This is a genomic window from Variovorax guangxiensis, assembly GCF_003952165.1.
In the GTDB taxonomy this organism is placed as follows: domain Bacteria; phylum Pseudomonadota; class Gammaproteobacteria; order Burkholderiales; family Burkholderiaceae_C; genus Variovorax; species Variovorax guangxiensis.
The window spans coordinates 175,301-202,203 of the sequence record NZ_RXFT01000012.1 but is presented as its reverse complement, the minus strand read 5'-3'; the positions used below and the strand labels follow the sequence as shown (position 1 = coordinate 202,203).

Genomic DNA, 26,903 nt, shown 5'->3' with positions numbered 1-26,903 from the left:
AATATCGTTGGCTCGCTGCGCAACAAAGCCTCAGAATGCGTCGCGCCTATCTGGTCCTCGACAGTGGAGCTCCGACATGAAGAATCGCCTTGCGCTGGTATTGGCCCTGTTGATTGCCGTGCTGTGCACAGCCAATGCCGGAGCACAACCGGCCTTCCCGAGCAGCTTCAAGACCCGGACCGTCACCCTGGCGGATGGCGCGAGCATCTTTGTCCGCTCCGGCGGTGCCGGCCCCGCCGTGGTGCTCATCCACGGGTTCGGCGACACGGGCGACATGTGGGCCCCGCTGGCGCAAGAGCTCGCGAAGACGCACCTGGTGATCGTGCCGGACCTCCGCGGCATGGGGAAATCGTCGAAGGCCACCAGTGGCTACGACAAGAAGTCGCAGGCTGCCGACATACGCGCGGTCGTGACTGCCCTGAAGCAGGACCAGAGCGCCGTCGTCGGGCATGACATCGGCACGATGGTCGCCTATGCATATGCGGCCAGCTACCCCGACAAGGTCGACAAACTCGTCGTGATGGACGCGCCCGTGCCCGGCGTCGCGCCATGGGACCAGATCATCCTGTGGCCCGCGCTGTGGCACTTCAACGCTGGCGGCCGCGATTTCGAGCGACTGGTCGCCGGCAGGGAGCGCATCTATCTCGACCGGTTCTGGAACGAGTTTGCCGGCACGCCTTCGAAGATCGACGAGGCGACGCGGCGGCACTACGCCAGGCTCTATGCTCAGCCGGGCGCGATGCGCGCCGCCTTCGCGCAATTCAACACCATCGCCAGCAACGACGTTGCCGACAACATCGCGTTCTCCAAGACCAGGCTCGCCATGCCGGTGCTCGCCATTGGCGGAGAGAAGTCCTTCGGCGACAACATGGCGATCGTCATGCGCAATGCGGCGACCAATGTGCGCGGAGAAGTCGTGCCGGGTGCAGGACACTGGTTGATGGAAGAGAGTACCGGCGTTACGGTCGGGTTGATCAGCAAATTCCTGGCCGCTTCGCAATAGCGCCGTCTGCGCACCTCTGCTGACGGACGCCGGCTTCAGAGAAGAGACGACACCACCTCGCGGCAGGTGCGGCACATCCTGCGGGGCCTCACGTCGTCGATACGCAGATCCTCGCCGTACTGACGCGGCTGGCCGGCGAGTGGCGGATCAAGGCGCTCGAGAACGTGACGCTGGCGAATCCCCCACGGGGGAAGCGATGCCGCGACCGGCACAGGCTCAGTAAGACCCCGGCGGCGGCGTGTGCCTCATTCGCCGCGACGTGGCCATGCTGATGAAGCGCGCACGCGCAGCGCCGAGCCGGGCACGGCCGGCACCGACGAAACCGCCGATGGCCGACTTCACCGCATCCGCTACCGGCGACTCCCGCGGGTATGAGGGCGACAGGCCGCACTTGCGCATCAGCCGGTTCACCTGGTGGATGCGGGCCACCTCGCGCGTGGCGGCGGTGTAGAAGGTCACGCCGATCGAGATCGACAGGCGATCGCCGGCGCCGGTCCCGCCGACCTCCGAGCGGGTCATGTGGGGCGAGGTGCTGGGGAAGTAGATGGCATCGCCCGGCCGCGCGTCGAACTCCAGCCCCAGCGGCATGAACGCTTCGCTGAAGCGCACCTTCTTCAGCGACTGCGTGACGATGAAATCCTCCACGGCGTCGGCCGGCACGATGCCGCGGTCGCGGTGGTCCCACACGTTGAGGATCTTGTGCCCATGCAGCTGCAGCCAGAAGTTGTTCTCACGGTCGATGTGGAAGGGCGTGACGGAAGGCGGCACCGAGAAGAACACGAAGCCGTTCACCCTGAAGATGTCCGGCTGCTCGCGCTCCACGAGCGCGCGCATGGAGTTCACCACCGACATCAGCAAGGCCTGGTAGCGGGGAACGACTTCGATGTTGTAGAAGGCGCACGACGAGCCCGGCTCCTCCATGCGCTCGAAGAACTCGTCGATGCTGCGCCCGCCCGGCGGCCTGCCCTCGTGCGAGAGCGCCGAGGAGATCGTTCTCTTCGGGTCCATGAACCTGCACTGGTCCACCTTCGAGAGCTCCATGCCGAGCTTCACGAGTTCGGGCACCTGGAACAGCGGATGCTCGTGGAAGTTGTGGTGCATCGGCGTGATGCGCTGGGTCGAGAACCCCTCGGGGTCGTCGGTCCAGACCCGATATGTCGCCGGCCCCGAAGTCCCGACGGAATTCATGCTGGTCAAGCGCATGGCAGCACCTCCGGAACGCTTTCCGGACTCCAGCCCCCGAACGAAGGCGAGGCCGCAGCCCACGAGCAGAAGTAGTACTTTGGAGTTCAATACTGGAGCGGGTTTATGAACACTCCCTGACCACTCCCATGCGCTTTCGCAGGCTTCATCCACAGCCGCAAAAAGGAGGTCCGGTGGTTCTTCGCGCCGTTGCCTGAGCCAGGGCATCGCCATCGAAATCGACGGCTGCGCGCGCGACGGCTCCAGCATCTTCACCAGGTTCGATGCCGCATCGCGAGGCCCTTCCCCCGGGCTGCGCGCCGCCCCCGCCGCGAGCCGGGGCGGCGACGGCACCTGGCTGCGCCGCTCAGGCCGAAGCCGTTTCCCGGTGGTTCGCCACGGCGCGGCGCCCGCGCTTGACGGAGTACATGGCCTCGTCGGCCAGCCGCAGCGCCTGCGCCGCGGAGGTGGTGCGCGGGTCGATGGCGACCACGCCGACGCTCGCGCCGCGGTAGTCGAGCGTGGCGCCCTGCAGCCGCAGTTCGCCCACGGTGCTTTCGCCCAGCCGCTCGGCGAGCGAACGCGCCGCGGCGTTCGGCGCCTGGTCGAAGGCGGGGCCGGCGCCGATCACCACGAACTCGTCGCCGCCGTTGCGCGCCAGCATGTCGCCCGCGCGCAGCGAGGCCAACATGCGGGCGGTCATGGCGACGAGAAACTCGTCGCCGATGTCGTGGCCGTGGGTGTCGTTGATCTTCTTGAAGCCGTCCATGTCGATGAAGCCGACCAGCACGCTGGTGCCGTCGCGCTCGGCCTGCGCCATCAGCCTGCGCAGGCCGTCGACGAGCGTGCGGCGGTTCGGCAGGCCCGTGAGCGCGTCGGTGGACGCGAGGGTGACGACTTCGGCATGGGCCTTCTCCAGCTTCCTGTAGAGCAGCTCGCGCTCCACCTGCTGGCCGATCAGCCGCGCGAACAGCTGCAGCACGGGCTCGGCATGCGGCGCCAGGGGCTGCTGCGTCGAGCTCGCGGCGCACAGGGTGCCGAACAGGTCGCCGCCCTCGGTCTTGACCGGCGTGCTTACGTACGTCTGGATGCCGAGCTCCTTTGCCGCGTCGGAATCGCCCCAGCAGCTGGCGACGTCGCCGGTGTAGGTGCGGCCCTCTTCCATGGCGCGCTTGCAAAGCGTGTCGGCCCAAGGCACGGTGAGGCCCTCTGGAATGCTCAGCTGCCGCACATTGCGCGAGAAGAGGATGTGCTGCTGTCCCTTGTCGAGGTCGATGGTGGTGAGGTAGGTCGACTCCAGCCCGGTCACCGCGCCGAGCATCTCGAGCATCGGACGGGTCAGGTCTTCCAGCGTCCGGGCCGAAGCCACCGAGTCGGAGAGTTGTTCGATCAGAGATTCCATGGCCGGCATTTTGACGGCGAAGCGGCCCCGGCAGCGGTTCCCCCGTCGCCAGGAGGCTTTCGGGCCGCGTGGCGCCCCCGGAATCACGGGTTTATGCTTGCGCCGGCCTCGGGCCGCCCGGCCTCCACAGATCTCGAAACAACAGGAAACTCATGTTTGACCATGTCAAATTCGGCGTGAGCGACTACGCGGCGAGCAAGGCGTTTTTCTTAAGGGCGCTCGAACCGCTCGGCGTCGCCATCGTTTCCGAGGGCGTACCGAGCTACGGCGTCGAACTCGCCTCGAAGAGCAAGGCCTCGCTGTGCCTGTTCCAGACCGAAGAGAAGCCGGCGCACCTTCACCTCGCGTTCAAGGCCGAGACCCGCCAGCAGGTCGACGCGTTTTATCGCGCGGCGCTGGAGGCGGGAGGCAGGGACAACGGACCGCCCGGCCTGCGCCCGCAATACCACGCGAACTACTATGCGGCCTTCGTCATCGGCCCGGACGGGCACAACATCGAGGCGGTCTGCAGCGAGCCAGCGGCCTGACTCCGGGGAGATCGATCAGCGCGTCGCACGCGACCAGGCCTCGTACAGGTCCTCGCCCTCGTCGCGCACCGGCAGCGCGCGCACGGGCATTTCGCGCTGCTCGATGGGCCGCGCGATCTCCAGGTAGCCGCGCTCGGCCGACAGGTCGTGCGGCTCGCCGTCCTCATTGGAGTAGGCGTAGTAGACCTCCTTCACGCCCGCCAGGTACATGGCGGTGAGGCACATCGGGCACGGATAGCCGCTGGCGTACACCACGCTGCCCGACAGGTCGGTGCCGCCCTGCGCCTTGGCGGCGATGCGCACGGCCTGCATCTCGGCATGGGCCGTGGGGTCGCACAGGGCATCGACCTCGTTGACGGCATGGGCCAGCACCTTGCCGTTGCGCACCAGCACGGCGCCGAAGGGCCAGGTCCTGCGCTCGCGCACGTTGCGCATGGCCAGGCGGATGGCGTCGACCATGTATTTCTCTGCGTTGGGTTCGGATTGGAGTTGGGGTTGGGTCATCGCTAGGGGCTCCGGCGGCAGTCAGCTGCCGCGATACGTTGAAAAGAACCAGGGCGCGCACAGCATCGGCACGTGGTAGTGCTGCGCGGCGTCGAAGATGGAGAAGCGAACGGGCACCACGTCCGAGAGCCCATCGGCGGCCTTGAAGTGGTCGCCGACGTGGAAGCGCAGTTCGAAGTGGCCGGTGCGCGCGTCCTTGGCCGCGAGCATGGGCGCGTCGGTGCGGCCGTCGGCGTTGGTGCGGGTGCTGTTCAGGCGCGTGGGCGGAGTGGTCGCCATGTCGTAGAGCTCCACCTGCAGGCCCGCAAGGGGCCTTCCGTTGGTGATGTTGAGCACGTGGGTCGAGATGCCGGTCATGTCGTGTCCTTTCGTGAATCCGGTGAGTTCAGCTGCCGCGCGAATAGGTGTAGCTCCACGGGCCGAACTGGATCGGCAGGTGGATGCGCTCGGCGACGTTGGCTACGCGGATGCGCACCGGCAGCCTGGTCAGGAAGGGCGGCATGGGCAGCACGGCCTTCCTGCTGGCGAAGTAGTCGTCCACGTGCAGCAGCAGCTCGTAGTCGCCGGCCTGGTAGCTGTCGCCGATCAGCAGCGGTTCTTCGGAGCGGCCGTTGCCGTTCATGACGACGCTGCGCAGCGGCCTGTAGCTGCCGCCTTCCAGCCGCGAGAAATCGATGCGCAGGCCGGTGGCGGCCGCGCCGTGGAAGGTGTCCAGCGCATGCACCGTCAGGCGCGGGCTCGCGCCATGCAGCACGATGGGGCCGCTGGCCTGGGCCGGGCCGGCCGGCGCGGCGTTCGGCTGTTGTTGCGCGAGTGCTCCACGTGCGGTCAGCGCCGCGGCACCCAGCGCCAGCCCCGAGAGCGCGAACTGCCTGCGCGCGGGTTGGGATACGACTTGATTCGCCATGCTGTTGTCTCCTGTCGTTGTTGCCTTTTTCGGGCGATGGAAGGCCTCGCCGGTGCATGGGAGTGCACCAGCCGGCGGGAACGGGAACGTGTCGTCGGGAAGAGAGAGGAAAGGCGGCTTCAGCCGTCCAGCAGCGCGTCGATGCGCCCCCGGGTGATGAGCCCGATCTGGTCGAGCGCGGCGCGGTGCTCGGCCTGCGTGCTCGCTTCGGCGCGCGCGCGCATTGCCTCGAAGATCTGCTGCTTGGTGTTGCGGCGCACGGCGATGATGAAGGGGAAGCCGTGGCGCTCGCGGTACGCACGGTTCAGCCGTTGCATCTCGTCCAGCTCTTCGCGGCTGAGCGCGTCGAGCCCGGCGCTGCGCTGCTCGCCGACGGATTCGGTGGTCATCGTGCCGGCCTGGGCTTCGCGGCCGGCCAGCTCGGGGTGGCCGCAGAGGAAGGCGATGCGGCGCTCCAGAGGCGCCTCGCGAACCACGTCGAGCATTGCGGCATGCAGCGCGTCGGTGTCCGCGAAGGGCCTGCGAGCCCACGCGGCCTGCGCGACCCAGGGAGAGTTCTCGAAAGTGGGCCCGACGGCGGCGACGAAGGCGTCGCGGTCCATGGCGTTGAGCGCGGCCAGGTCCAGGCGGGTGGCGGTGAGGGTCATTGGTTGTTCTCTTTCATGACTGCTTGCGATGCGAAGGCACGCAGGCCAGGATCAGCAGGGTGGCGCAGACCTCGACCGCCGCCACCACGTAGAGGCCGGGCGAGAGGCTGCCGGTGGATGTCTTGATGAGCCCCAGCATCCAGGGCGCGCCGAAGCCGGCCAGGTTGGCGATGGAGTTGATCAGCGCCACGCCGCCGGCGGCCGCGGTGCCGGCCAGGAAGCGGTTGGGCATCTGCCAGAACACCGGAATGGCGCTCATGGTGCCGACGATGGCCAGCGTGAGCCCAACAAGCACAGCCAGCGCGCTGTGCCCCAGGAAGAGCGCCACGACCAGCAGCGAGGCAGCGCCCAGCGCGGCGGCCAGGGCGCAGTGCCAGCGCGATTCCTGCTGCCTGTCGGAGTGGAAGCCGTTCCAGATCATGCCGGCCGCGCCGCACAGGTAGGCCACGGCCATGATCCAGCCCACCGTCACCGGGCTGGTGAAGCCCACTTCCTTGACCAGCGTGGGGCCGTAGAAGGTCAAAGAGGAATTGGCCGCGATGATGCAGAAGAAGATCAGGATCAGCAGCCAGATGCGCCCGCTCCTGAGCGAGGCCAGCATGCTGTGCTCGCGCTGGCCCAGCGAGCGGCCGTCGCGCTCGAGGTCTTCATGCACCAGCTGGCGTTCGCGCGCCGTGAGCCATCGGGCCTGCTCGGGCCTGTCGGTCAGGTAGAAGTACGTGACGAAGCCGGCAATGACCGAGGGAATGCCTTCGAGCAGCAGCACCCACTGCCAGCCCGACCAGCCGTTCACGCCGTGCATGCCGGTCATGATGGCGCCGGCCAGCGGCCCGCCGATCACGCCCGCGAAGGCCGAGGCCGACATGAACATGCCGAAGGCCTTGGCCCGCCGGTCATTGGGGAACCAGTAGGTCAGGTACAGGATGATGCCGGGGTAGAAACCCGCCTCGAACACGCCCAGCAGGAAGCGCAGGAAATAGAACATCTCCGGCGTCTTCACGAACATCGTGGCGATGGAGGTCAGGCCCCAGCCGATGGTGATGCGCATGATGGTCTTCTTGGCCCCGATGCGCTGCAGCAGCAGGTTGCTGGGCACCTCGAAGAAGAAGTAGCCCAGGAAGAAGATGCCCGCGCCCAGGCCGTACATCGCCTCGCTCCACTTGAGCTCGTCGAGCATGGTCAGCTTGATGAAGCCGATGTTGACCCGGTCGATCCAGGCCAGCACCCACAGCAGCATCAGGAAGGGAATGAGCCGCCAGATGATCTTGCGGTAGACCCCGTCCAGCTCGGACGGGGTGTCGGAAGGCCGGGCGGGTGCGGCCGCCGTGGTTGTCGATGTCATGCTTTGTCTCCAGGTCCTTGGTGTGGGGCTTCGCGATCGGCTCCATCGCCGAGAAGGAACGCCGCCTGCCGGGGCACTGTAGGCACAATGGTCCCGCCGCGCGCACGGCGCGCGGAATGTGCGGCATAAACCAGAGCGATAGGTCGCGCCCCGCGAGGGTGCGCCATCCGGTCGAACCCCTAGACACATGACGAGAAGCCAGGACCTTGTCGACATCCATCTGCTGCGCGTGCTGGCGGTGCTGGTGGCCGAGCGCAGCGTTTCTCGCGCGGCGGTCCGCATGAACCAGACGCAGCCGGCCGTCAGCGCGGCCCTGCGGCGCCTGCGCGACGCCTTCGGCGATCCGATCCTGGTGCGCGAGCGCGGCGGCATGGTGCCCACCGCCCGCGCGCTGCAGCTGCGCGACAGCGCGCGCGAGGTGCTCGGAGAAATCGACCGCATGCTGGCCGGCCCCGAGCGCTTCGAGCCCGGCTCCAGCACCATGACCTTCACCATCGCCACGCCGGACTACCTGGCCGCGAGCTTCATGGCCGAGGCGGTGGCGCGCTTTCGCGCCGAGGCGCCGCAGGCACGCCTGCTGATCCACCCCCTCACTCCCGGCTACGACTACGAGCGCGCGCTGGCGCAGGGCGAGCTCGACATCGTCATCGGCAACTGGCCGCTGCCGCCGGAGCGCATGCACCTGTCTCTGCTGATCGAGGACGACCTGGTCTGCATGATGAGCCCGACCAATCCGCTGGCCGCGCCGGGCGCGATGACGCTGCAGCGCTACCTGGCGGCCGCCCATGTCGTGCCCACGCCCTTCGCCAAGTCGCACCGCGCGGTCGTCGACAGCCACCTCGCCGGGCTCAGGCAGACCCGCGACGCACGCGTCTTCGTGCCCTACTACGCAATGGCCCCCTACCTCGTGGCCGAGAGCGACCTCGTCTTCACCACCGCGCGCCACTTCGCCGAGCAGTTCACGCGCAGCCTGCCGGTGGTGAACCTGCCCGCGCCCGAAGGATTTCCGCGCATGCGCTTCTACCAGCTGTGGCACGAGCGCTCGCAGCACCAGGGCGCGCATCGCTGGCTGCGCGGGCTGCTGTCGACGGTGGGCAGGCACCTGGCACAGTCGGCGCCCGGTGCGACGAGCGAGCCCGCTGCGGACTAGGTTTCGCCTTCCGCAAAGCCCCGGCACAGCTCCAGCACCATGCCGCGCAGCCATCGGTGCGCGGGATCGCGGTCCATCCGCGGATGCCACATCTGCGAAATGGTGATCTGCTCCGTGTGCATCGGCAGCGGGAACGAGCGCAGCGTGCTCTGCGCCCTCAAGCGTTCGAAGTACGAGGCCGGTACCAAGGCCACGAGATCGGTCGCCGCCGCTATCGACAAGGCAGCACCGAAGCTCGGCACCGTGACCGCGACGTTGCGCGCCAGCCCCATCGCCGCGAGAGCCACGTCCGCCGGCCCTTCCTTGCGGCCGTGGCGCGACATGACCACGTGGTCGCAGGCGGCATAGCGCTCGGGCGTGATCCCGGCCTCGGCCAGCAGCGGGTGGCCTTCGCGCACCGCGGCGATGAAGCGGTCCCGATAGAGCGCCTGGACGCGCACCTCCGGCCCCGCCGAGTCGCCCAGCACGCCGACGTCGAGATCGATCAGTCCTTCGCGCAGCGGGCGCACGTCCTTGTCGGGCTTGGGCGCGAAGCGCAGGCGAACGCCGGGCGCCTCCTTCGCGACACGGGCCACCAGCACATGCGCGAAGGCCTCGATGAAGCCGTCGTTGGCCCGCATGGTGAAGAGGCGCTGCAGCGTGCGCGGGTCCAGGCTCGCGTCGGCGGGTTGCAGGACCGCGTGCGACTCCTGCACCAGGTCTCTCACGCGATCGCGCAGCGCCAGCGCATGCGGCGTGGGCACCATGCCGCGCCCGGCGCGCACCAGGAGCTGGTCGCCTGTGGCCTCCCGCAGCCGCGCCAGCGTGCGGCTCATGGCCGATTCGCTCAGGCTCATGCGCTCGGCGGCCTTCGCCACGTTGCCTTCTGAAAGCAGTGCGTTCAGCGCGGTCAGCAGGTTGAGATCGGCGTCTTGCATGCCCGACGCTAGCACAGGCGCGCGGATCCAGGCAGGCGCCGCATGCAGGAACAACCTGCGCGCCACGCTCTGGGCCGGCGCGTCTTCGCGACCTATTCTGGGCCGACGCAATCGAGCGTCTTCCATCAAGGCCACTCCCATGCTTCTCTCACCTTCACTCCGCTCCAGCACTTCTTCCATCGGGACCGAGGCAGCGAACGATATCGACGGCCTGCCGATGCCCCGGCGCATCGCGGCCGTCGCCGCCATCCTCGGCGCGGCCACCCTGGTGGTGCTCGACGGCGCGATCGCCAACGTGGCGCTGCCGAGCATCTCCCGGCAACTGCAGGCGACGCCTGCCGATGCGGTCTGGATCATCACGGCGTACCAGCTCGCGGTCGTGATGTTCCTGCTGCCTGCTTCCGCCGTCGGCGCGCGACTCGGCTATCACCGAGTGTTCGCCGGCGGCGTCGCGCTGTTCACCGCGGCGTCGGTGCTGTGCGCGCTTTCTCCATCGCTGCCATGGCTGGTCGCCGCGCGATGCCTGCAAGGGCTGGGCGCGGCGGCAGTGATGCCGCTCGGCCTGGCGCTGCTGCGCTTCACCTATCCGCGCCGGCTGCTGGCGAGCGCGATAGGCTGGAACGCACTCGCCATTGCGGGCGCCACGGCGGCGGGGCCTTCCACCGGCGCATTCATTCTCTCGGCGGCGAGCTGGCCGTGGCTCTTCGCGGTGAACCTGCCCATCGGCCTCCTCGTGCTCGCCGCTTGCACGAAGCTGCCGCGCCCCGAGTCGACGAAGGACAGCATCGACCTCTGGAGCATTGCGCTCAACGCGATCATGTTCGCCGCCTTCGTGCTCGGCAGCGACCGGCTGCCGTCGAGCCTGCCGCACGGCGGCGCGCTGCTCGGCGTGGCGATCGCCTCGATGGCCCTGCTGGTGCGCCGCGAGATGGCGAAGAAGGCGCCGCTGGTCCCGCTCGACCTGCTGCGCGTGCACTCGTTCCGCATCTCCGTCATCGCTTCGGTCTGCTGCTTCACCGGCCAGATGGCGAGCTACGTGGCACTGCCCTTCTACATCCAGCACGAACTCGGCCAGAGCACAACTGCCACCGGCCTGCTGATGACGCCCTGGCCATTGGCGGTGATGCTGGCCGCGCCGCTGTCGGCACGCATGGCGCAGCGGGTGCCGACCGCATGGCTCTGCGCGGCGGGAAGCGCGTTTCTCGCAACCGGGCTGGCGCTGTGCGCACTGTGGCCCATACACGGCAACCCGGCCTTGCCGATCGCGCTCTTCACAAGCCTCGCCGGCTTCGGCTTCGGCCTCTTCCAGACGCCCAACAACCAGAACATGCTGCTCTCGGCGCCCAAGGAACGCAGCGGCGCGGCCGGTGGAGCGCAAGGAACCGCGCGGCTCACCGGGCTGACGCTCGGGAGCCTGGCGATGAGCCTGGTGTTCGGGGTACTGCCTTCGCACAGTGCCGTGCACCTGGGGCTCACGATGGCGGCGCTGGCTGCCCTGGCGGGGAGCGTGGTGAGCCTGCTAAGGAGCCCTGCAAGGCCGCGGCTCTCGTGAACAGGAAGCCCTAGGCCGGCAGTTGCAGCAGCGGCAGGTGCCAGCCGCCGTAGATGCCACCCACGCGCAGCGCCACGATCAGCACCACGCCCGCATGGAAGGCCCAGCGCCTGCTCGCTCCCGCGGCCTGGAGCAGCAGATAGGCGGCGATGCCCGCGATGGCGGCAGAACCATAGATGCCGCTGCTCAGCAGCAGCGGAACATGCGCGGTGAACACATCGCGCATCAGGCCGCCGGCTGCACCGGTCATGGTGCCGACCAGTGTCACGATGACCGCCGGCAGCCGCCGCTCTTCGGCGATCTGCGCCCCGGTGATCGCGAAGAGCCCCAGTCCCAGCGCATCGGCCAATGCCAGCGCGTGCTCCGGTATCGGTATGAAGTGCACCCACGCGATGCTCGCCACGGTCGCCGCGAGGATCACGTAGACATGGCGCACGTCACTGATCCAGAACACCGGATGGCGGTTGAGCAGCAGGTCGCGCAGGGTTCCGCCCCCCACCGCGGTGACGGAGGCGATCACCAGCACGCCCAGCCAGTCGAGTCCCGCGCGGCCTGCGGCCAGCACGCCGCTGACCGCGAACACGGCAACGCCGGCGAGATCGAACAGATACAGCAGCATGGCTTCCGCCGATGCGGGTGTCGGCGCCCTGCCTGGCTCTTCTCGCTCGGAATGTTCCATCGGTCGGTGTGAAGAGAAGGTTTGGAAGATCGGTGCCCGGCATTCTGCATGCGAGTGCCGGGCACGTTCCCAAGGACAGGCCGGACCCGCCTTCCAAAGCCCGCTTCCACCCAGAGACTGCGATCTCCGGTGGTCATGTTGACAAATGTGAACTGGCACACATTCGCCGTCCGAAAGCGAATGCGGCCTCCTACTGCAATCCGTAGTATTCATTTTGTTTCACAACTGTCCTACGGAGCTTGCACGTGATGGCCTGCAGACCCTCGTTCCACCGAACGTACGAGCCGCTGAATGCGGTTCGCGGGTCCGCCGCACGAACGCGTGGCCCCGCTGAGCCGAAGGCCACGTCCATGCCGTACACCTAGCCGTTCCCGCGTGTCGCGCCGAAGTTCTCGCGCGAACCGCACGCCCTCTCTCCCGTGACCCGATAGCCGATCGCCGGCACTCCTCGAAGGGGTGCGTGTCGCGTGATGCCTTCGCTCGTCCGGTGATTTCCTGTCTTCCGTCTTGATCCTGCGCCGCGGCGCGGGATGGAGAAGTGCTGCCGCAAGAAGCGCGGCCTCTTTCTTCTCTCTTCACCGGGTTCGAGCAAAAGAAATTCGATCGAGGACGCAAATGGCCGCTCTCTCATCACCGACCGCCTGGCCTGCAGGCACGCACCGGCCCGCCGCCTGGGCGCAGCGCACGCCCGCAGGAAGCCGCGTTCACGGCGCACATGGACCGCATGCCGAGCCCGTGGCCCGGAACTCCACCGCGGCTGCGGAACGCATCGCCGCTCGCAGGGCCTGCGCCTTCGTGTTCATCGCGAACCTGCCGCATCTGGTCGAGGCCTACGGGCAGGACTTCGCGTCCGCCACGAGCCTCGAAGTGCAGCGCCGGCTGTGCGCCAACTTCATCTCGCTGCCCTCGTCCGACATGGCCCGGCTGCGTGACGACTGCTTCCTGCTGTGGGAGAACGAGGCATTCGATTGCGCGGCCCACGGCATGCGCGATCGAGGTGATGCGCCGCATGCCTCCCGCCCCATCGAGACGCTGCTCGCGGTGCTCGGCGCCGAGCCCGTGCGGGCCGGCGGCATCGCCGCGCTGGTGCAGTTGCATGCCGACTGGATCGATGTGCGCTCGCCGCAGCAGCTCGGCGCCTCCGAGATCGAGCTCACTCTGTGGACCGCGCAGCCCTTCCCCGACTCGCGCGAGAGCCGAGCCGACGGCTGGCGCCAGCTTTACCGCGCCGACATGGACGTCGCCGTGCGCGTGAGCGAAGCGCTGCGCGCCGAAGACCTCTCGTTCTCGTGGCAACCGGTGGTGCACCCGGGCAGCGTGGCCACCACTCTCTACCGCGCCGGCCGTGCGCGCATCGCGCCGAGCCACGGCGAAGCGGCCTCGCTCCTGCCCGAAGTCTTCATGCCCTGCCTGCAGCGCCTGGGCCTCACGCGCGCCTTCGACCGCACCGTGATGCGGCGTGCCGTGGCCGCGCTGCGGCTGCAGCCTTCGTCGCATATCGGCGTGAGCATCTCGGCGCAGGGCATCCAGGTCGACCACTGGTGGGCTTCGCTGCTCGCGGTGCTCGACAGGGAGCCCGCGCTGGCCTCGCGGCTCGTGATCGAGATCGCGGACAGCGCCGCGCTGCCCGACCTCGAGGCAGCGCACGACTTCTGCGTGCAGCTGCAGCTGCGCGGCTGCCGCATCGCCATCCGCGACTTCGGCAGCGGCACCGACAACCTCGCGGCCGTGCAGGCCTGCGGGCCCGACATCGTGAAGCTCGACGCTGCTCTGCTGCGCCGCGCGCGCGACAACGAGTTCGGCCGGGAATGCCTGCGCGGAATGCTCGCGATGTGCGCGCACTTCGCGCCGCACGTGGTGGTCGACGGCGTGGAGCGCGACGACGACGTGCACATCGCATCGCACGCCGGCGCGCAATGGCTGCAGGGCTACGGCATCGGCCGCGACGGAGGCAGGCCATGAGCATTCCCGCCGACATGCAGCTGCGCCTCGCGCGCTTGAGCACCGACCTGCTGCAGATGCAGCGCGCCGTGCTGGAACTCATGCAGGAGTGCGGCCCGCAGGACCCAGAGGCCAGCGAGCACGACCTCATCGCCGCCGCGCAGTACCGCGCGCTCGAAGCCGCATTGCACGCGCCCGGGGCGGCTTCGCCATCGCGCAACGAAGCAACCAACGAGGGCGGCGAGCTGCTCGCATGGCCCGGCTTTCCCCAACCCGTGCAACGGGCGATGCGCGCATGAGCTTCAGGCGCTCACACCCGGTTCCCGTCTTTCCCATTTCCCTACGCAGGACTCCCATGCCAATCCAATTTGCCCTGGCCCCCAGCGGCGCGTCGCCCTCCTTCGCCGCGCGCTCTCTTTCCTCGAACGCCGCACGCGCAGCGCTGTGCATGCTGCTCGCCGTCGCGGCCGCGTGCGCCTCTGCCAACAACGTCGGCGAGAACAGCGCCTGGCAGTTCCAGACCTCCGCCGACAAGGCCAACCAGGCGGCGGTGCAGGACATGATCCAGCGCAAGAAGGCCGGCTCCTACGGCGCGGCCAACTACACGACCAACAACTACGTCGGCAAGCAATACAACTGCGACGTCACCTCGACCGCGCAGGGCAACCAGGGCACCAACAGCACCACCGCCAACTCGCCCGGCACCAGCGGCGCGTCGGCCAATTCCACCGGCAACTCGAGCACGGGCGTCGGCGGCACCGGCACGGTGAGCACGGCCCAGGCCAACAGCGGCGCCGTGGGCTCCGCGGTGATCGGCTCCACCACCAGCAACGTGCAGGGCTGGTCGAGTCAGGCCCTGAACTCCAACCAGACCAACACCGGCAGCCAGAGCGCAAGCATCAGCGGCAGCACGGCCTGCGCCTTCGGCGCACTCAACTGACCACCCAACCGACAGGGAAGAAAAAGGAATGACCGCATTCAAGTCGATCCGCGCGTTGCCGCTCGGAAAAAAAGCCGCATCACGCGGACTGGTTGCAGCCGCAGCCGTCATGAGCCTGGCCGGCTGCGTCGTCGCGCCGCAGCAGCAGATGGCGCCGAAGGAAGCGCCCGTGGTGCTCGGCCCCGCCGTGCGCGAGAACGTGACGCCCATGGAGGCGGTGCTCGCCTGCTTCGGAGATCACGTGGCGTCCGCGATGACCGCAACGCAGCGCCCGCCCATCGTCATCACCGTGGGCGACGTGAAGGACTACACCGGCAAGTACAGCATCAACGAAGGCAACGCCATCACGCAGGGCGGCGCGCTCATGGTGTATTCGGCGCTGGGCAAGCTCGGCGGCGCGGTGCAGGTGGCCGAGCGCTTCGACCCGGTGATCGCCGAGCGCGAACTCGGCTATGCCGACCGCCGCCAGCTCGGCGACGGCCGCACCCATCAGCTCGCGGGCCCGAACGGCGGCCAGACGGTGCCATGGCTGCCGTACTTCGGCGGCTCGATCAACAAGTCCGACTACTTCATCGTCGGCGGCATCACCGAGCTCAACTACAACATCAACTCCGGCGGCGCCGAGATCGGCGTGAACCAGGTGGGCGTGAAGGCGCGCACCTTCAGCCAGTCGGTGGGCATCGACCTGCGCATCGTCGACACCAAGACGCTGATGATCGTGAAGACCATCAGCCTGACGAAGCAGTTCAACGGCTACGAAGTCGGCTTCAACGTCTTCCGCTTCTTCGGCAGCAAGCTCTACGACATCGACGTGGGCGCCAAGGGCCAGGAGCCGGTGCAGATGGGCGTGCGCGCGGCGCTCGAGGAAGGCGTGGTGCGCCTGGTGGCCGCCGTGTCCAAGGTCGATCCGAACCCGTGCCTGGGCATGCGCATGACGGGCGAGCTGACCCTCACGCCCGCCGAGCAGATGCGCAAGGTGCCCAACCCGCTGGTCGACGCCTCGGGCGCGCCGGTGCAGCAGGGCGAGGCCGTCAACGCGGCCAGCCAGACGGGCGCGAGCCTCACGGGCTCGAGCCTGCAGATCCCCTTCGAGTTCGGCGCGGCCGCGCTCACCGGCGGCACGCTGAACCTCATCGACCAGATCGCGGCGGCCGCGGCCAAGGCGCCCACCGAGGTGGTGCTGGTCGCGCGCGACACCGAGAACTGGGACGCGGGCAAGCGCGACATGCTGACCGACCAGCGCATCGGCATGGTCACCACCGCACTCGCCTCGCGCGGCCTCGCGCCCGGCGGCATCAGCGTCACATGGCGTCCAGACAAGGCCGACACGTCGATCCACCGCGACGGCCCCGGCCTGCAGGAGATCGCCAAGCTCCGCGTCCAGGGCGCGGGGAGGGGTGGGCCGGCCCGTCCGGTCCGTGAGGAGAACGCAACCGGAGGGAAGTAAGTCACCGAGAGGCACCACGAAGTCTTCATCCCAGGACGACGCGACGTCCGTCATTTCGCTTTTCATCGAACCAGTCTTTTTTTCCAGATTCATCAAAGGAAGAACCATGCAGAAGAACCGCAGCAAGAATTCGCGCGGCCGTGCCAACGGCGCGCCGCTCAGCAGCATCGGCCTTGCCGTGCTGGCCACGCTCGTGGCCGGCGGCGCGCAAGCGGCCGACACGACGGTCTCCACCATTCCCACGGTGGCCGTCAACACCACGGCCTACCAGAGCGTGCAGTCGGTGCAGGACAAGACGCAGCCCGTGACGGCCACGGCCGCCGGCAGCGTCATCGACGTCACCACCGCAGGCCCGCAGACCGGCGGCAGCAACACCGTCACGCAGAACAGCGTGAAGGCCAGCGCCACGGCCAACGCATTCACCAACGCCGTCGACCTGTCGCTCGCGGGCGGCAGCGGCCAGGTGCCGGCCGAAGGCGCGGCCTCGCTGGGCGTGCAGACCAACAGCGGCGTGGTCTCCAGCAGCGCCACCGGCAACACGGTGAAGGTCGACCTCGACGGCTTCTCCGGCGGCGGCGCGGCCAACACCGCCAACACCATCTCGGCGAGCACCACCATCAACAGCGGCTCGTCGACCGTCTCCGGCACGGTGCCGGTGGACTACGCCTCGACCAGCCCCGGCTCGGTGACTCTGAGCTACTCGCCTGCCGGCTCCAGCAGCGCGGCGCACGGCAGCCTGGTCGCGACCTCGGTGCAGCAGGGCACCGGCGGGGCTTCCTCCGCCTCGGCCAGCGGCAACACGGTGACGCTCACGCTGACCGCCGACGGCGAAAACAGCGTTGCCGCCGCACCGGCGCTCGACGGCAACACGGTATCCGCCACGCTCAAGGGCAACACCGCCAACAGCACGATCAGTGTGCAGTCGGGCGGTGCTCCGGCCTTCACCGGCTCGGCCGTCGTCTCCAACCAGCAGGTGAACCAGTCGGCCACGCCGGTCACGCACTCGGCTTCGGCCAACGGCGACAGTGTGACCGCCTCCATCGGCGGCAACGCCGCCGGCGACACCAATACGCTGAAGGGCTCGCTCTCGGTCCAGGGCAACACCATCTCCAGCGCCGCCACGGGCAATGAAGCCCTCGGCGCCACCGCCGGCACGGCCGGCAACCGCATCGTGCTGGCCGACGGCGTGTCGGTCTCAGGCTCGGGCGGCGCGACGGCCAACACCGGCGCCTACAACGGCGGCAGCCTGTCGAGCACGCTCGCGGCCGACCTCGCCGTGTCGAGCAGCCAGGGCAACGTGGGCGTGTCGCTCTCCGCCGCCACGCAGGGTTCGGGCGTCATCGCCGCCGTGCAGTCGGTGGACGGCGGCGCGGTCACCGTAGCGAACAACGCTGCCACCGCCTCGGCCACCGGCAACGCAGCGTCGAACGCGATCCTCAGCGGCAAGGATGCCGCCGCGTTCACCGCGACCGCCGCGCTGGCCAACCAGCAGAGCAACTACAACGGCGGCGTGAGCGCCCTCTCGAGCCTGGGCGTCATCGGCGCGATGACCGGCTCCGAGGATGGCACCAACAACGCCAGCGCCGTCTCGGTCACGGGCAACCGCTCGGCCGCCACCGCCTATGGCAACAACGCCAGCCAGAGCCTCGCGCTCGCGGCCAATGCGCTGCCGCTTTCGGGTTCCGCCGCCGTGCTGTCGGGCGGCAGCCTGCCCGACGGCAACGTCACCGCATCCGGCGCGGCCACCGTGACGAACCTGCAGGGCAACTACTCGGCACCGGTCTCGGCGCAGACGGTGGGTTCCGTCGTCGGCCTGATGGGCGACTCGCGCGGCACCGGCGGCGACACCATCCACGGCAGCAGCTTCACCGTGGGCGGCAACACACAGGAAGCGGTGGCCGTGAGCAACAGCGCCGGCAATGCGCTGTCGCTGACCGGCACCACCGTGGGCTCGGGCGCGGGCGTGGCCAACGTGCAGGTGACCGACGGCGGCTCGCCGGTCGGCGCCCTGCTCGCGGGTTCCACCGCCGCGGCCTACCTCGGCACGCACGCCACCGACAGCACCGTGGCGCTCACCAACAACCTGCAGCGCGCCGTGGCCTACGGCAACTCGGCGGCCAACAGCCTGAACGTGACGGCCAACAGCGCCACCGTGGCTCCCTCCGAGGCGCCCGCCTCGGTCGCAGTGCCCGCAGCCGGCTCGGCCGGTGTCACCGCGGCCTACGGCCTGCTGAGCAACCAGACCGCCGCCGGCGCCGTGAGCGCGGTGGCCGACGGCACGGGCTTCCTGCCCGTGGGCGCGCAGACTGTGCTGATCGAAGGCAACGTCACCCGCAGCAGCGTGTCGAACCAGGGCAACGCCTTCGTCGCCGCCGCCTATGGCAACGACGCGACCAACGCCGCCAAGCTGGCGCTGGGCACCGGAGCCACCGTGGCCGGCGCGGCCTCGGTGGGCAACCTCACCAGCGTGCAGAACGCCGCCGGCTCGGTCGTCACGGCGACCGCCTCGGGCGGCAACGTGGTGAACACGGCCATCGAGGACGACGTGGCCGCATCCACGGTCGCGACTTCGGGCAACCAGCTGCAGGCACTGGCCTACGGCAACCGCGCGAGCGGCAACACCCTCGACGTGTCGGGCAACACGCTGGCCACCGTCAGCGCACAGCCGCGCGCCGTGAGCAACGGCGGCACGGCCATCGCCGATGCGGCCTTCAGCGTGCAGAGCGTGCAGAACGCCTCGGGCAGCCTCACTGCCTCCCTGCGCTCCGAAGACGCCCCGGGCGCGACCGCTTCGCAGATCCGCACCCAGATCGGCGGCGACGTGACGGGCTCCAGCGTGGCATCGAACGGCAACGGCGCCAGCGCGGCCGCAACGGCCAACAGCGCCGCCAACGGCCTGACGCTCGCGGGCAACGGCCTGTCGACCTCCAGCGCGGTGCAGAACGTACAGAACAGCAGCGCTTCGGTGCAGGCACTCGCGGGCCAGGCCGGCACGCCGGGCACGCCTGCGTCGCCTGCCACGCCGTTCACGTACAGCGCTCATGTGCTGGACCCTGATGCCCTTGGCGGCAGCACACTCGGCGGCAACACGACCATCACCAGCGGCACGCTGGGCGTACTTCAGTCGAGCCTGACTTCGCAGGAGATCGCCTACCTGACCTCGAACGGCTGGACGGTCGGCACCGGCGCGAACACCGGCCTGCTCACGGCACCGGCGAGCATCCTGGGCACGGTGACCACCGCCACCTACGACAACCTGCGCAACGCACAGTCGGTCCCGTTCGGCGCCACCATCCCCGGCACGTCGGCCGTCGCCGCCATCCCGAACCAGGGCGGCGTCACGGTCGCGGTGGGCGGCAACGTCACGGGTTCGCAGCTCGCCGTCAACGGCAACAGCAGCAGCGCCGCCGTCACCGGCAACAGCGCCACCAACAGCGCCTCGGTCACCGGCAACACCATCGCCTCGGGCGGTGCCGCGACCACGGCCAGCGCGGGCAGCCTCACGGGCGGCGCGACCGGTGCACAGGCCGACCACACGGTGTCGAACCTGCAGCAGGTCACCGGTGCTGCGACGCTGTCGACCAGCGTCTACGGCACCTACGCCATCGACGCGACGGCCGGCGCGGCCATCTCCGGCTCGACGCTGAGCGTGTCCGACAACAGCCAGCGCGGCAGCGCGGTGGCGAACACGGCCACCAACAGCCTGAGCCTGAGCGGCACCAACGTGTCGAGCACCACGGCCCTGTCGTCGGCGCAGTCGGGCAACGCGGCCGTCTCGGCGGCTTCCGACCTGGAGCTGTACGCACCGGGCGCGGTCTCGGCCTCGTCGGTGGACCTGTCGCGCAACAAGAACGTGTCATTGGGCGTGATCAACGACGTCACCAACACGCTGAGCGTGAAGGCCTCCAACGCGACGCCGGCCGGCACCACCGCCAACGCGCAGCTGGTGGCCGGCACCGCCACGGGTGACAACGTGCTGAACAACGCGCAGTCGGCCACCACCTCGGTGAGCAGCACCGCGACGACGCGCCTGTACAACCAGGACCAGACGGCTTCGGCCACGACGGGCCTGGCCAACAGCACGGCGACCATCAGCGGCAACAGCACGACCGCCGAAGCCTCGGCCAACCGTGCCGACAACAGCGTGGCGCTCAACGGCGCAGCGGTGCTGGGCGCGAACGCCGGCCTGAACAACACGCAGACCAGCAGCGCGGCCGTGACGGCCAACGCCTCGACCTCGGCCACGTTCAAGCTCGAAGGCACCTCGCCGGCAACGGCCGCGGCGCTGAACAGCAGCATCACCATCGACGGCAACAGCACCACGGCGCTGGCACGCGGCAACGCAGCCAGCAACGCGCTGAACGTGTCGGCAGGCAGCGGCTACGCCGCGGCAGCGCCGGTCGCGGGCAGCTCGGCCGGCGGCGCGATGCAGGCCACGCAGGCCACGGCGGCATTGCTCAACACGCAGGGCAACACGGGTAACGTGACGGCCAGCGCGAGCGGCACGTACCAGGTCGCGCTCAACGGCGTGACCGCCGGCACGGCGCCCGGCATCACGAACGGCACCGCCGCGCTGACGAACAACACCGTCGCCGCGCAGGCCTACGGCAACTCGGCCACCAACGCGGTGACCGTGGCGGCCACGGCAGCCAACCGTCCGACGGTCGCGGTGGGCAACTACCAGACCAACAGCGGCGCCATCACCGCGACCGCCACCGCCGTGAACTACGGCGTGGGCGTGACCGGTGCGGCCGCCGGCAGCACGCTGCGCGCGGCAGGCAACCAGGTGACGGCGACCGCGGTGGGCAACTCCGCCGTGTCGACGATCGCCTCGGCCCGCTGAGCGTCGCCCCCCCTTGCCCCGGCCGGTGCGCTGCGCGCCCTGCCGGGGCTTTTTCCGCCCGCCTCCGGGCCGGGCATTCGCGCGAACCATGTACCTGCATCCCCTCATCACCAACGTGCCGCCGGCGGAGCGAGCGGCGCTCGTCCAGAGCTGCGAGCTGCGCTCATTCAGGCGCAACGAGATCGTGCTGGAGGCCGACACCTGGACCGACCGCATCTATTGCGTGGCCAGCGGGCTGCTGCGTGTCGTCGCCCACGGCAGGGGCAGCGCGCAGGCCAGCGACGTCACCACCGATTTCATCCGCCAGGACGACTTCTTCCTGAGCCCCTCATTCACCGAAGACCGCTACCAGGCCATGCAGACGCTGGTCGCCGCGCTGCCTTCGGCCGTCTACCTGGTGCCCGTGGCCGCCATCCGCCGCATCTGCGGTGCGCACCCCGAAGTGGCCATCGGCCTGCTCGGGCTTGCGATGAAGCGCATGAGCGTCATCCGCAGCCAGCTGCGCCGCATCTCCGCGCTCTCGGCCGAGGACCTGGTGGGGCGTGTGCTGCACCAGCTCACGCTGCTGGCGCCCGCTGGCACTGGCGGCTACGACAAGCGCATCACCCAATCGGTGATCGCCTCTTATTCGGGACTGTCGCGCGAGGTGGTCAACAAGACCATGCGCGACATGGAAAGCCGCGGCCTCGTGCGGCGCGACGAGCACGGCGTGCATGTGCAGCCCGACTTCGCCGCAACCGACTTCGGCGGCCTGCTGCCGCTGGAGCAGAACCTGTCTTCGGTCGAGCCGCGGCAGCACGACCCGATGCTGCCGCCGGAATTCTTCGACCTGCCACGCACGCGGCGCGAAGCCGAACCCGGCAAGGATTGAAAACGTGCGCCCGGCGGCGAATGCGAACGCCGGGCTTTCCTTCAGGCGAAGTCGGTCGTCGCGAAATCGTTGGCGACGTGCACGCCGTCATCGTCGCGGCGCACCAGGCCACGCAGTTCGAAGTCGCGCATGGTCTTGTTGACCACCTCGCGCGACAGTCCCGAATAAGAGGCGATCACCGATTGGGTGATGCGCTTGTCATAGCCTTGCTCGCCCGCGGGCGCGAGCCGCGTGAGCTGCTGCAGCACGCGAAGCACCGAGTCTTCGGCCGTGTGCACGGAGATGCGGTGGAACTGGCCCCGCAGCGTGCTCATGCGCTTCATCGCAAGGCCCAGCAGGCCGAGCGCCACTTCCGGATGTCTCTTGCAGAGGCTGCGCATCTCCCCGACCGGAATCAGGTACACCGACGAAGGCAGTGCGGCAACCAGCGTCTTCTTCGAGCAGTAGCTGTCTTCCTGCATCGACAGATGGAAGAAGAAGTCGTTGGGTCCGATGAACTCCGTGGTCATCTCCGTGTCGCCGCGCTGGTTCAACGAAACCACGCGCAGCAAGCCGCTCGCCACGCAGTAGATCTGGTCGGTCGAATCGCCGGCGGCCAACACGACTTCGTTGCGCTTGTAGGAATGCAGGCGGGTGGACTCGCCGAGCTTGGTGCGCTCCGCCAGCGGCAGACTCGCCATCAGGGGATGTAGGTACATCATCGAATGGTGCTTCCCAAGGCCGCTTCGAGGGAACACACAAACATGGGAGGCCGTGCATCCGATCCGCTCAGGCAGGCTGCGCAAATGTATGCATCACATGCACCGCATGCGCATCGCGACGCAGCAGGCCGCGCTGCTCCATGTCGCGCATGGTCTTGTTTACCACCTCGCGCGACAGGCCCGAGTACGAGGCGATCATCGATTGCGAGATGCGCTTGTCGTAGCCGCCCTCGCGCACGCGCGCCAGTTGCGTGAGCTGGTGCAGCACGCCCCGTTAAACAGTACGGCTCCCGCAGCGGGGGCTTTCCAGGCGCCGGCCGCCTGACCAGCATTCGAACCGATGCGCTGCTGGAGCCTGTTCGGGGACTGCGAGACTCTTTGCACCGGAATGTGATGCGCAGCACATCTGCGCCCCGAAAGCAGGTGCGCGAGGGCAAGGCGATTAATACCATCGACTTCGCTCTCCGGCGCCCCGGACAAGACAACGATCCGCCAGCCGCAGGCCAGTGCAGCCTTCCACCACTTTTCATGATGCAGTCCCTCCACGCCCCAGAGGAAATCGCCGTGCCCATGCACCCAGGCCACTCCGCCCACGCCATGGCGGTGGCCGGCGCCCTGTGCGAACTGTTCACCCAGGCCAGCGAAGTTCAGCTGGCGTTCCTGCTTCGCTCGATCGAGACGGGCGACGCACCGGCCGCGGCCCGCGCCGCGCAGGGCATCCTTGGCGCCATCGCGTCTTCGGCGGCCCGATGCGAACCAGCGTCCGACGCCCCCGCCGCCCCGCTGTCGTCGCGCGAGCTCAAGGTGCTTTGCATGATCGCGGGCGGCTCGACCAACCGCCAGATCGCGGACGCGACCCACCGCTCCATCAACACCATCGAGGCGCAGGTGAAGAGCATGTACCGCAAGCTCGGCGTGCGTTCGCGCACGCAGGCCGTGCGGGAGGCAATGCAGCGAGGACTGCTGATGTGGCGCGACGAGGGCGCGCCGGTCGCCGTGGTTCGCACGCAGAGTTCAGCGCTCTGCTGAGGAGTCTGCAGGCAGCCACGCCCGCTCTCTCGCAACGGCCCTTTCAAGCGGAGGGCAAACAGGCAAGCTATATTGCCCGCTCCCAACCAAAACGAGAGAAGCCGACATGGCAAAAGCCTACTGGGTCAGCGCATACCGCGCCATCAAGAACGCCGACAAGCTCGCGGCATACGCAAAGCTGGCAGCCCCGGCAATCACCGCAGGCGGCGGCCGCTTCCTGGCACGCGGCCTGCCCACGAAGGTCTACGAGTACGGCCTGTCGGAGCGCACCGTTCTGATCGAATTCGACAGCATCGAGCAGGCCACGGCCACGCATGACAGCCCTGAATACCAGGCGGCGCTTGCTGCGCTGGGTGATGGCGCCGAGCGGGATCTGCGGGTTGTCGAGGGACTGTGATCGGCCTCTGAGCTGCTGAAGTCTTGAGGGCGTCGAGTACGCCCTGCAGTCGGACATCGTGCTCGGCCCTCGCTGAGCCTCCACATCCGGCCACCGCCGGGAGACAACCCCATGCAACCGACCGGAACCCTGCGCGGCATCGCCGCAATGCTGCTGGCCTGCGCCTTCTTTGCCTGCATGGACGCCATGCTCAAGACCCTGGCGGGGCACTATCCGCCGCTGCAGGTGATGGCGCTGCGCGGCCTCACCGCCCTGCCCCTGGTGTGCATGTACATCGCCTGGCGGCGCGAGATGGGCGGCGTTTTCAACCGCAAGCTGCGCTGGCGCCTGCATCTTCTGCGCGCCGTGCTGAACATGACGATGCTCGTGCTCTTCGTCCACGGCCTGAAGACCCTGGGCCTGGCAGAGGCCTACACGCTCACCTTCATCGCGCCGTTGCTGATGGTGCTCATCGCGGTGCCGATGCTGGGCGAATCGATACTGCCGCGGCACTGGGTCGCCATCGGGCTGGGCTTCACAGGGGTGGTGATCGCGCTGCGGCCCGAGCAGGGAGCCTTCCTTTCGACGGGTGCGCTGGCGATCCTCGTGGCCGCGGTCTGCTATGCGCTGTCGAACATGCTGGGCCGGCTCATCAGCCGTACCGAGCCGAGCGCCGCGCTGGTCTTCTGGACGACGATCGGCATGGCCGTGGGCGGAGGCCTGCTGTCGGCGCCGCAGTGGGTGCCGATCCAGCCCCAGCACACGTGGGTGCTCGCCGGCCTGGCCATGAGTGGCTTCCTTGGCCAGTTGGCCATCGCCGAGGCCTTCCGCCATGGCCAGGCCGCCGCCATCGCCCCCTTCGAATACAGCGCGCTCGCATGGGCGCTCTTGATCGACTGGCTGTTCTGGCAGACCGCGCCTGACACCTGGACGCTGGGCGGCGGCGCATTGATCATCGCGAGCGGGCTGTGGCTGGCGCGAAGCGAGGCGCCGAAGTCCGCGCGGGAGAATCAGCAGGCAGCCTGAGCCGATAACGTATCAGGGCGCGACGCGACTCAGGAACATGTGCGTGGCGCGCTCGCCCGCCACCTGCCGTTCGCAGCGGTAGCCCAGCGCCGGCAGATCCAGGCCCGCGAACAGTGCCTCGCCCTTGCCAAGCAGTACCGGGCGCACTGCAAGGTGCAGTTCGTCGATCAGCCCGGCCTTCAGGTATTCGCGCACGGTGGCCGCGCCGCCTCCCACGCGCACATCGCGCCCGCCCGCGGCGGCCCGCGCCTGCGCCAGCGCATCGTGGACGCCGCCGGTGACGAAGTGGAAGGTAGTACCGCCCTTCATCGTCAGCGGCGCACGGGGATGGTGGGTCAGCACGAATACGGGCACGTGGTACGGAGGCTCGTCGCCCCACCAGCCCTTCCAGCTTTCGTCGGGCCAGGGGCCGCGCACCGGGCCGAACATGTTGCGCCCGAGGATCCAGGCGCCCATCTCGGCGAAGCCCTGCTCGGCGATCTCGTTGTCGATGCCGGTCTCGCCATTGGCCTCACCCGTCTTCTGCATCTGCTGCCAGACGCGCGTGGGAAAGAACCAGTCCATGAGTTCGGGACCGCGAACACCCAGTGGGTGCTCCAGGCTCTGATCGGGGCCGGCCGCGAAGCCGTCCAGCGAAACACCGAAGCTGCGCACAAGCAATCGGGACATGGGGTCGTCTCCTGCAAAAAGCGGAGCGACAGTTTAGACCTCGCAAGCCGAGAGCAGATTTCCCGGGCGAAGGGGCGAGAGTGAGCACCCTGTCCGCCCTCTGATGGACAACAATCGGCCAGCAACTCAGGACTTCATACCCTCGCACTCGCAGCCATGGCTCACCTACCAATCTCCGCTTCCGATGAAGACCTCATCAAGTTCGCAGACGAATGGGCAAGGCTCCTGGAAGCCGAAGACTACGCGGCAGCCTTCGGATTCACCGCGCAGGAACCATCGATGCAATGGACGCCGGAACTGATCCGGCAGGTCATCAAGTCGTACTGCGAATGCAGCGCCGGCCAGAAGGTCACGCTGAACGGCGAACCCACCGACATCCACCAGCGAAAGGAAGTCACGCGCTGGCAGGATGATGGCCATGGCAGCATCGGCGAGATATGGTACGACCTGAACATCGACGGATATGCCTCCGACCTCACCGCGACCTTCTACATCGAAGAAGGCCCGGATGGGCTGACGGTGCGGTTGAACGACATTCACGTCATGTAGTTTCCGTTCGGCCATCGGCAGCCCCGTACGGCCACCACACAACTCGCTCTTCGCTTTTCATCCACCAATGAACCTGCCGAATTTCGACCGCGACGCGGCGCGCGACCTGATGAAGGAGAAAGCCGGCGCGCCTTTCTCCGCGTTCGATGTGGCCACCCGCGCCCATCACCGCCAGGACAGGCAATTCCATGCGGAGGCAGCCCTGCTCTTCTGCCTTGCAGCTGAAAGAGCCGATGCCGAGCATCGCGCGGATCAGTCCAGGCCCAATCAGGCGATGAACCATCTCGTGCGGGCGGGCATCGCGTTCAACCGCGCAGCGGAGATCGAGACCGCGGAACCATTGCTGCGCCAGGCCATCGCCTTCGATTGGGCCGGAAACGGACTTTCGAACGACAGGCACATGGTCGAGTGGGCCTTCTACCAGCTGCTGCTGAATGCCCGGCAAGAGCCGGAGCGCTTTGCGCAACTGTTCGATGAAGCCGTGTCGCGATGCGCCGAAGTCGACAGGGACTACACGGCGATCCACCCGCATCAGGAAGAACTGCTGGAGATCGCCATCGGCATGGAGCATCGGCCCATCGTCGAACGGCTCGCCACAAAGATCGCGGAACGCCGCCCGGCCAAGAAGGCGACCAAGGAATTGCTGGCGCGGGCCAAGGCACTGCTCGCGAACTCCACCTGATCGATGAAAGGAGTGGG

At 68.4% G+C, this 26,903-nt stretch carries 27 protein-coding genes; 15 read left to right on the top strand and 12 right to left on the bottom strand.

The features are described from left to right. Positions 1 to 76: 76 nt before the first annotated feature. A complete protein-coding gene (locus EJP67_RS25150) occupies positions 77 to 1,003 on the top strand; it encodes an alpha/beta fold hydrolase (RefSeq protein ID WP_126024460.1) in 927 nt (308 codons plus the stop codon). A 216-nt stretch (positions 1,004 to 1,219) separates the two neighbouring features. Here EJP67_RS25150 and EJP67_RS25140 read toward each other — a convergent pair whose 3' ends face one another. Beyond that, positions 1,220 to 2,206: a JmjC domain-containing protein gene (locus EJP67_RS25140; RefSeq protein ID WP_126024459.1), complete on the bottom strand. Its 987-nt coding sequence runs from the start codon at positions 2,204 to 2,206 to the stop codon at positions 1,220 to 1,222. A 346-nt stretch (positions 2,207 to 2,552) separates the two neighbouring features. After that, on the bottom strand, positions 2,553 to 3,587 hold the full coding sequence (locus tag EJP67_RS25135; RefSeq protein ID WP_126024458.1) for a sensor domain-containing diguanylate cyclase: 1,035 nt from the start codon (positions 3,585 to 3,587) through the stop codon (positions 2,553 to 2,555). A 152-nt stretch (positions 3,588 to 3,739) separates the two neighbouring features. Between EJP67_RS25135 and EJP67_RS25130 the strand changes: the two genes are divergently transcribed. Further along, on the top strand, positions 3,740 to 4,114 hold the full coding sequence (locus tag EJP67_RS25130; RefSeq protein WP_126024457.1) for a VOC family protein: 375 nt from the start codon (positions 3,740 to 3,742) through the stop codon (positions 4,112 to 4,114). Between the two features lie 15 nt (positions 4,115 to 4,129). On the opposite strand, the gene EJP67_RS25125 is transcribed toward EJP67_RS25130, so the two are convergent. The 5 genes from EJP67_RS25125 to EJP67_RS25105 form a co-directional block, all read right to left on the bottom strand. Further along, positions 4,130 to 4,618, bottom strand: a complete 489-nt coding sequence (locus EJP67_RS25125; protein WP_126024456.1) for a nucleoside deaminase — start codon at positions 4,616 to 4,618, stop codon at positions 4,130 to 4,132. Positions 4,619 to 4,639: 21 nt separating this feature from the next. Next, a complete protein-coding gene (uraH, locus tag EJP67_RS25120) occupies positions 4,640 to 4,975 on the bottom strand; it encodes a hydroxyisourate hydrolase (protein WP_126024455.1) in 336 nt (111 codons plus the stop codon). Positions 4,976 to 5,003: 28 nt separating this feature from the next. After that, entirely contained in the window at positions 5,004 to 5,525 is a 522-nt protein-coding gene (locus EJP67_RS25115) for a hydroxyisourate hydrolase (protein WP_126024454.1), read from the bottom strand. A 119-nt stretch (positions 5,526 to 5,644) separates the two neighbouring features. Next, positions 5,645 to 6,172 carry a 2-oxo-4-hydroxy-4-carboxy-5-ureidoimidazoline decarboxylase gene (uraD, locus tag EJP67_RS25110; protein ID WP_126024453.1) on the bottom strand — a complete coding sequence of 176 codons (528 nt, stop codon included), beginning with the start codon at positions 6,170 to 6,172 and terminating at the stop codon, positions 5,645 to 5,647. A 13-nt stretch (positions 6,173 to 6,185) separates the two neighbouring features. Beyond that, positions 6,186 to 7,514 (bottom strand): MFS transporter, encoded by a 1,329-nt coding sequence (locus tag EJP67_RS25105; protein WP_126024452.1) that lies wholly within the window; start codon positions 7,512 to 7,514, stop codon positions 6,186 to 6,188. A 187-nt stretch (positions 7,515 to 7,701) separates the two neighbouring features. On the opposite strand from EJP67_RS25105, the gene EJP67_RS25100 reads away from it, so the two are divergent. Beyond that, positions 7,702 to 8,664: a LysR substrate-binding domain-containing protein gene (locus tag EJP67_RS25100; RefSeq protein ID WP_126024451.1), complete on the top strand. Its 963-nt coding sequence runs from the start codon at positions 7,702 to 7,704 to the stop codon at positions 8,662 to 8,664. Here the strand turns inward: EJP67_RS25100 and EJP67_RS25095 are convergent. Beyond that, positions 8,661 to 9,581 (bottom strand): LysR family transcriptional regulator, encoded by a 921-nt coding sequence (locus EJP67_RS25095; protein WP_126024450.1) that lies wholly within the window; start codon positions 9,579 to 9,581, stop codon positions 8,661 to 8,663. The two genes, EJP67_RS25100 and EJP67_RS25095, sit on opposite strands and share 4 nt — an antisense overlap. 139 nt (positions 9,582 to 9,720) lie before the next feature. Between EJP67_RS25095 and EJP67_RS25090 the strand changes: the two genes are divergently transcribed. Then, positions 9,721 to 11,133 carry an MFS transporter gene (locus EJP67_RS25090; RefSeq protein ID WP_126024449.1) on the top strand — a complete coding sequence of 471 codons (1,413 nt, stop codon included), beginning with the start codon at positions 9,721 to 9,723 and terminating at the stop codon, positions 11,131 to 11,133. A gap of 10 nt (positions 11,134 to 11,143) precedes the next feature. Here the strand turns inward: EJP67_RS25090 and EJP67_RS25085 are convergent, their stop codons facing one another. Continuing rightward, the gene (locus tag EJP67_RS25085) at positions 11,144 to 11,752 is read right to left on the bottom strand and encodes a trimeric intracellular cation channel family protein (protein WP_126024448.1); all 609 of its coding nucleotides are present in this window, start codon (positions 11,750 to 11,752) and stop codon (positions 11,144 to 11,146) included. Positions 11,753 to 12,427: 675 nt separating this feature from the next. Between EJP67_RS25085 and EJP67_RS25080 the strand changes: the two genes are divergently transcribed. From EJP67_RS25080 to EJP67_RS25055, 6 genes are all read left to right on the top strand, one after another. Continuing rightward, entirely contained in the window at positions 12,428 to 13,774 is a 1,347-nt protein-coding gene (locus EJP67_RS25080; protein WP_126024447.1) for an EAL domain-containing protein, read from the top strand. Further along, positions 13,771 to 14,052: a hypothetical protein gene (locus EJP67_RS25075; protein ID WP_126024446.1), complete on the top strand. Its 282-nt coding sequence runs from the start codon at positions 13,771 to 13,773 to the stop codon at positions 14,050 to 14,052. The genes EJP67_RS25080 and EJP67_RS25075 overlap by 4 nt, the downstream gene beginning before the upstream one ends. 56 nt (positions 14,053 to 14,108) lie before the next feature. Further along, positions 14,109 to 14,693 carry a hypothetical protein gene (locus EJP67_RS25070; RefSeq protein ID WP_126024445.1) on the top strand — a complete coding sequence of 195 codons (585 nt, stop codon included), beginning with the start codon at positions 14,109 to 14,111 and terminating at the stop codon, positions 14,691 to 14,693. 28 nt (positions 14,694 to 14,721) lie between these two features. Next, complete coding sequence (locus EJP67_RS25065; RefSeq protein ID WP_126024444.1) at positions 14,722 to 16,140, top strand: CsgG/HfaB family protein; 1,419 nt, start codon at positions 14,722 to 14,724, stop codon at positions 16,138 to 16,140. A gap of 106 nt (positions 16,141 to 16,246) precedes the next feature. Beyond that, positions 16,247 to 20,983, top strand: a complete 4,737-nt coding sequence (locus EJP67_RS25060; protein ID WP_126024443.1) for a beta strand repeat-containing protein — start codon at positions 16,247 to 16,249, stop codon at positions 20,981 to 20,983. A gap of 88 nt (positions 20,984 to 21,071) precedes the next feature. Further along, a complete protein-coding gene (locus tag EJP67_RS25055; RefSeq protein WP_126024442.1) occupies positions 21,072 to 21,854 on the top strand; it encodes a Crp/Fnr family transcriptional regulator in 783 nt (260 codons plus the stop codon). Positions 21,855 to 21,895: 41 nt separating this feature from the next. On the opposite strand, the gene EJP67_RS25050 is transcribed toward EJP67_RS25055, so the two are convergent. Together EJP67_RS25050 and EJP67_RS34005 are read right to left on the bottom strand one after the other, a co-directional pair. Further along, positions 21,896 to 22,534 (bottom strand): Crp/Fnr family transcriptional regulator, encoded by a 639-nt coding sequence (locus EJP67_RS25050; protein ID WP_240650779.1) that lies wholly within the window; start codon positions 22,532 to 22,534, stop codon positions 21,896 to 21,898. 88 nt (positions 22,535 to 22,622) lie between these two features. Beyond that, positions 22,623 to 22,823: a helix-turn-helix domain-containing protein gene (locus EJP67_RS34005; protein ID WP_240650778.1), complete on the bottom strand. Its 201-nt coding sequence runs from the start codon at positions 22,821 to 22,823 to the stop codon at positions 22,623 to 22,625. A 302-nt stretch (positions 22,824 to 23,125) separates the two neighbouring features. Here EJP67_RS34005 and EJP67_RS25040 point away from each other — a divergent pair, with 302 nt between their 5' ends. From EJP67_RS25040 to EJP67_RS25030, 3 genes are all read left to right on the top strand, one after another. Next, positions 23,126 to 23,584 carry a response regulator transcription factor gene (locus tag EJP67_RS25040; protein ID WP_240650784.1) on the top strand — a complete coding sequence of 153 codons (459 nt, stop codon included), beginning with the start codon at positions 23,126 to 23,128 and terminating at the stop codon, positions 23,582 to 23,584. Positions 23,585 to 23,690: 106 nt separating this feature from the next. Beyond that, complete coding sequence (locus EJP67_RS25035) at positions 23,691 to 23,981, top strand: DUF1330 domain-containing protein (protein ID WP_126024439.1); 291 nt, start codon at positions 23,691 to 23,693, stop codon at positions 23,979 to 23,981. Between the two features lie 111 nt (positions 23,982 to 24,092). Further along, a complete protein-coding gene (locus EJP67_RS25030; protein WP_126024438.1) occupies positions 24,093 to 24,986 on the top strand; it encodes a DMT family transporter in 894 nt (297 codons plus the stop codon). Between the two features lie 12 nt (positions 24,987 to 24,998). Here EJP67_RS25030 and EJP67_RS25025 read toward each other — a convergent pair whose 3' ends face one another. Beyond that, positions 24,999 to 25,655, bottom strand: a complete 657-nt coding sequence (locus tag EJP67_RS25025) for a dihydrofolate reductase family protein (RefSeq protein ID WP_126024436.1) — start codon at positions 25,653 to 25,655, stop codon at positions 24,999 to 25,001. 156 nt (positions 25,656 to 25,811) lie between these two features. On the opposite strand from EJP67_RS25025, the gene EJP67_RS25020 reads away from it, so the two are divergent. Both EJP67_RS25020 and EJP67_RS25015 read left to right on the top strand, forming a co-directional pair. After that, entirely contained in the window at positions 25,812 to 26,204 is a 393-nt protein-coding gene (locus tag EJP67_RS25020; protein ID WP_126024434.1) for a DUF7668 domain-containing protein, read from the top strand. Between the two features lie 67 nt (positions 26,205 to 26,271). After that, positions 26,272 to 26,886: a hypothetical protein gene (locus EJP67_RS25015; RefSeq protein WP_126024433.1), complete on the top strand. Its 615-nt coding sequence runs from the start codon at positions 26,272 to 26,274 to the stop codon at positions 26,884 to 26,886. The last annotated feature ends 17 nt before the right edge of the window (positions 26,887 to 26,903 follow it).

Excerpts from the sequence above, each read along its gene's own strand:
- EJP67_RS25150 (WP_126024460.1), top strand. The coding sequence starts at position 77 with ATGAAGAATCGCCTTGCGCTGGTATTGGCCCTGTTGATTGCCGTGCTG.
- EJP67_RS25140 (WP_126024459.1), bottom strand. The coding sequence starts at position 2,206 with ATGCGCTTGACCAGCATGAATTCCGTCGGGACTTCGGGGCCGGCGACA.
- EJP67_RS25135 (WP_126024458.1), bottom strand. The coding sequence starts at position 3,587 with ATGGAATCTCTGATCGAACAACTCTCCGACTCGGTGGCTTCGGCCCGG.
- EJP67_RS25130 (WP_126024457.1), top strand. The coding sequence starts at position 3,740 with ATGTTTGACCATGTCAAATTCGGCGTGAGCGACTACGCGGCGAGCAAG.
- EJP67_RS25125 (WP_126024456.1), bottom strand. The coding sequence starts at position 4,618 with ATGACCCAACCCCAACTCCAATCCGAACCCAACGCAGAGAAATACATG.
- uraH (WP_126024455.1), bottom strand. The coding sequence starts at position 4,975 with ATGACCGGCATCTCGACCCACGTGCTCAACATCACCAACGGAAGGCCC.
- EJP67_RS25115 (WP_126024454.1), bottom strand. The coding sequence starts at position 5,525 with ATGGCGAATCAAGTCGTATCCCAACCCGCGCGCAGGCAGTTCGCGCTC.
- uraD (WP_126024453.1), bottom strand. The coding sequence starts at position 6,172 with ATGACCCTCACCGCCACCCGCCTGGACCTGGCCGCGCTCAACGCCATG.
- EJP67_RS25105 (WP_126024452.1), bottom strand. The coding sequence starts at position 7,514 with ATGACATCGACAACCACGGCGGCCGCACCCGCCCGGCCTTCCGACACC.
- EJP67_RS25100 (WP_126024451.1), top strand. The coding sequence starts at position 7,702 with ATGACGAGAAGCCAGGACCTTGTCGACATCCATCTGCTGCGCGTGCTG.
- EJP67_RS25095 (WP_126024450.1), bottom strand. The coding sequence starts at position 9,581 with ATGCAAGACGCCGATCTCAACCTGCTGACCGCGCTGAACGCACTGCTT.
- EJP67_RS25090 (WP_126024449.1), top strand. The coding sequence starts at position 9,721 with ATGCTTCTCTCACCTTCACTCCGCTCCAGCACTTCTTCCATCGGGACC.
- EJP67_RS25085 (WP_126024448.1), bottom strand. The coding sequence starts at position 11,752 with ATGCTGCTGTATCTGTTCGATCTCGCCGGCGTTGCCGTGTTCGCGGTC.
- EJP67_RS25080 (WP_126024447.1), top strand. The coding sequence starts at position 12,428 with ATGGCCGCTCTCTCATCACCGACCGCCTGGCCTGCAGGCACGCACCGG.
- EJP67_RS25075 (WP_126024446.1), top strand. The coding sequence starts at position 13,771 with ATGAGCATTCCCGCCGACATGCAGCTGCGCCTCGCGCGCTTGAGCACC.
- EJP67_RS25070 (WP_126024445.1), top strand. The coding sequence starts at position 14,109 with ATGCCAATCCAATTTGCCCTGGCCCCCAGCGGCGCGTCGCCCTCCTTC.
- EJP67_RS25065 (WP_126024444.1), top strand. The coding sequence starts at position 14,722 with ATGACCGCATTCAAGTCGATCCGCGCGTTGCCGCTCGGAAAAAAAGCC.
- EJP67_RS25060 (WP_126024443.1), top strand. The coding sequence starts at position 16,247 with ATGCAGAAGAACCGCAGCAAGAATTCGCGCGGCCGTGCCAACGGCGCG.
- EJP67_RS25055 (WP_126024442.1), top strand. The coding sequence starts at position 21,072 with ATGTACCTGCATCCCCTCATCACCAACGTGCCGCCGGCGGAGCGAGCG.
- EJP67_RS25050 (WP_240650779.1), bottom strand. The coding sequence starts at position 22,534 with ATGGCGAGTCTGCCGCTGGCGGAGCGCACCAAGCTCGGCGAGTCCACC.
- EJP67_RS25040 (WP_240650784.1), top strand. The coding sequence starts at position 23,126 with ATGCACCCAGGCCACTCCGCCCACGCCATGGCGGTGGCCGGCGCCCTG.
- EJP67_RS25035 (WP_126024439.1), top strand. The coding sequence starts at position 23,691 with ATGGCAAAAGCCTACTGGGTCAGCGCATACCGCGCCATCAAGAACGCC.
- EJP67_RS25030 (WP_126024438.1), top strand. The coding sequence starts at position 24,093 with ATGCAACCGACCGGAACCCTGCGCGGCATCGCCGCAATGCTGCTGGCC.
- EJP67_RS25025 (WP_126024436.1), bottom strand. The coding sequence starts at position 25,655 with ATGTCCCGATTGCTTGTGCGCAGCTTCGGTGTTTCGCTGGACGGCTTC.
- EJP67_RS25020 (WP_126024434.1), top strand. The coding sequence starts at position 25,812 with ATGGCTCACCTACCAATCTCCGCTTCCGATGAAGACCTCATCAAGTTC.
- EJP67_RS25015 (WP_126024433.1), top strand. The coding sequence starts at position 26,272 with ATGAACCTGCCGAATTTCGACCGCGACGCGGCGCGCGACCTGATGAAG.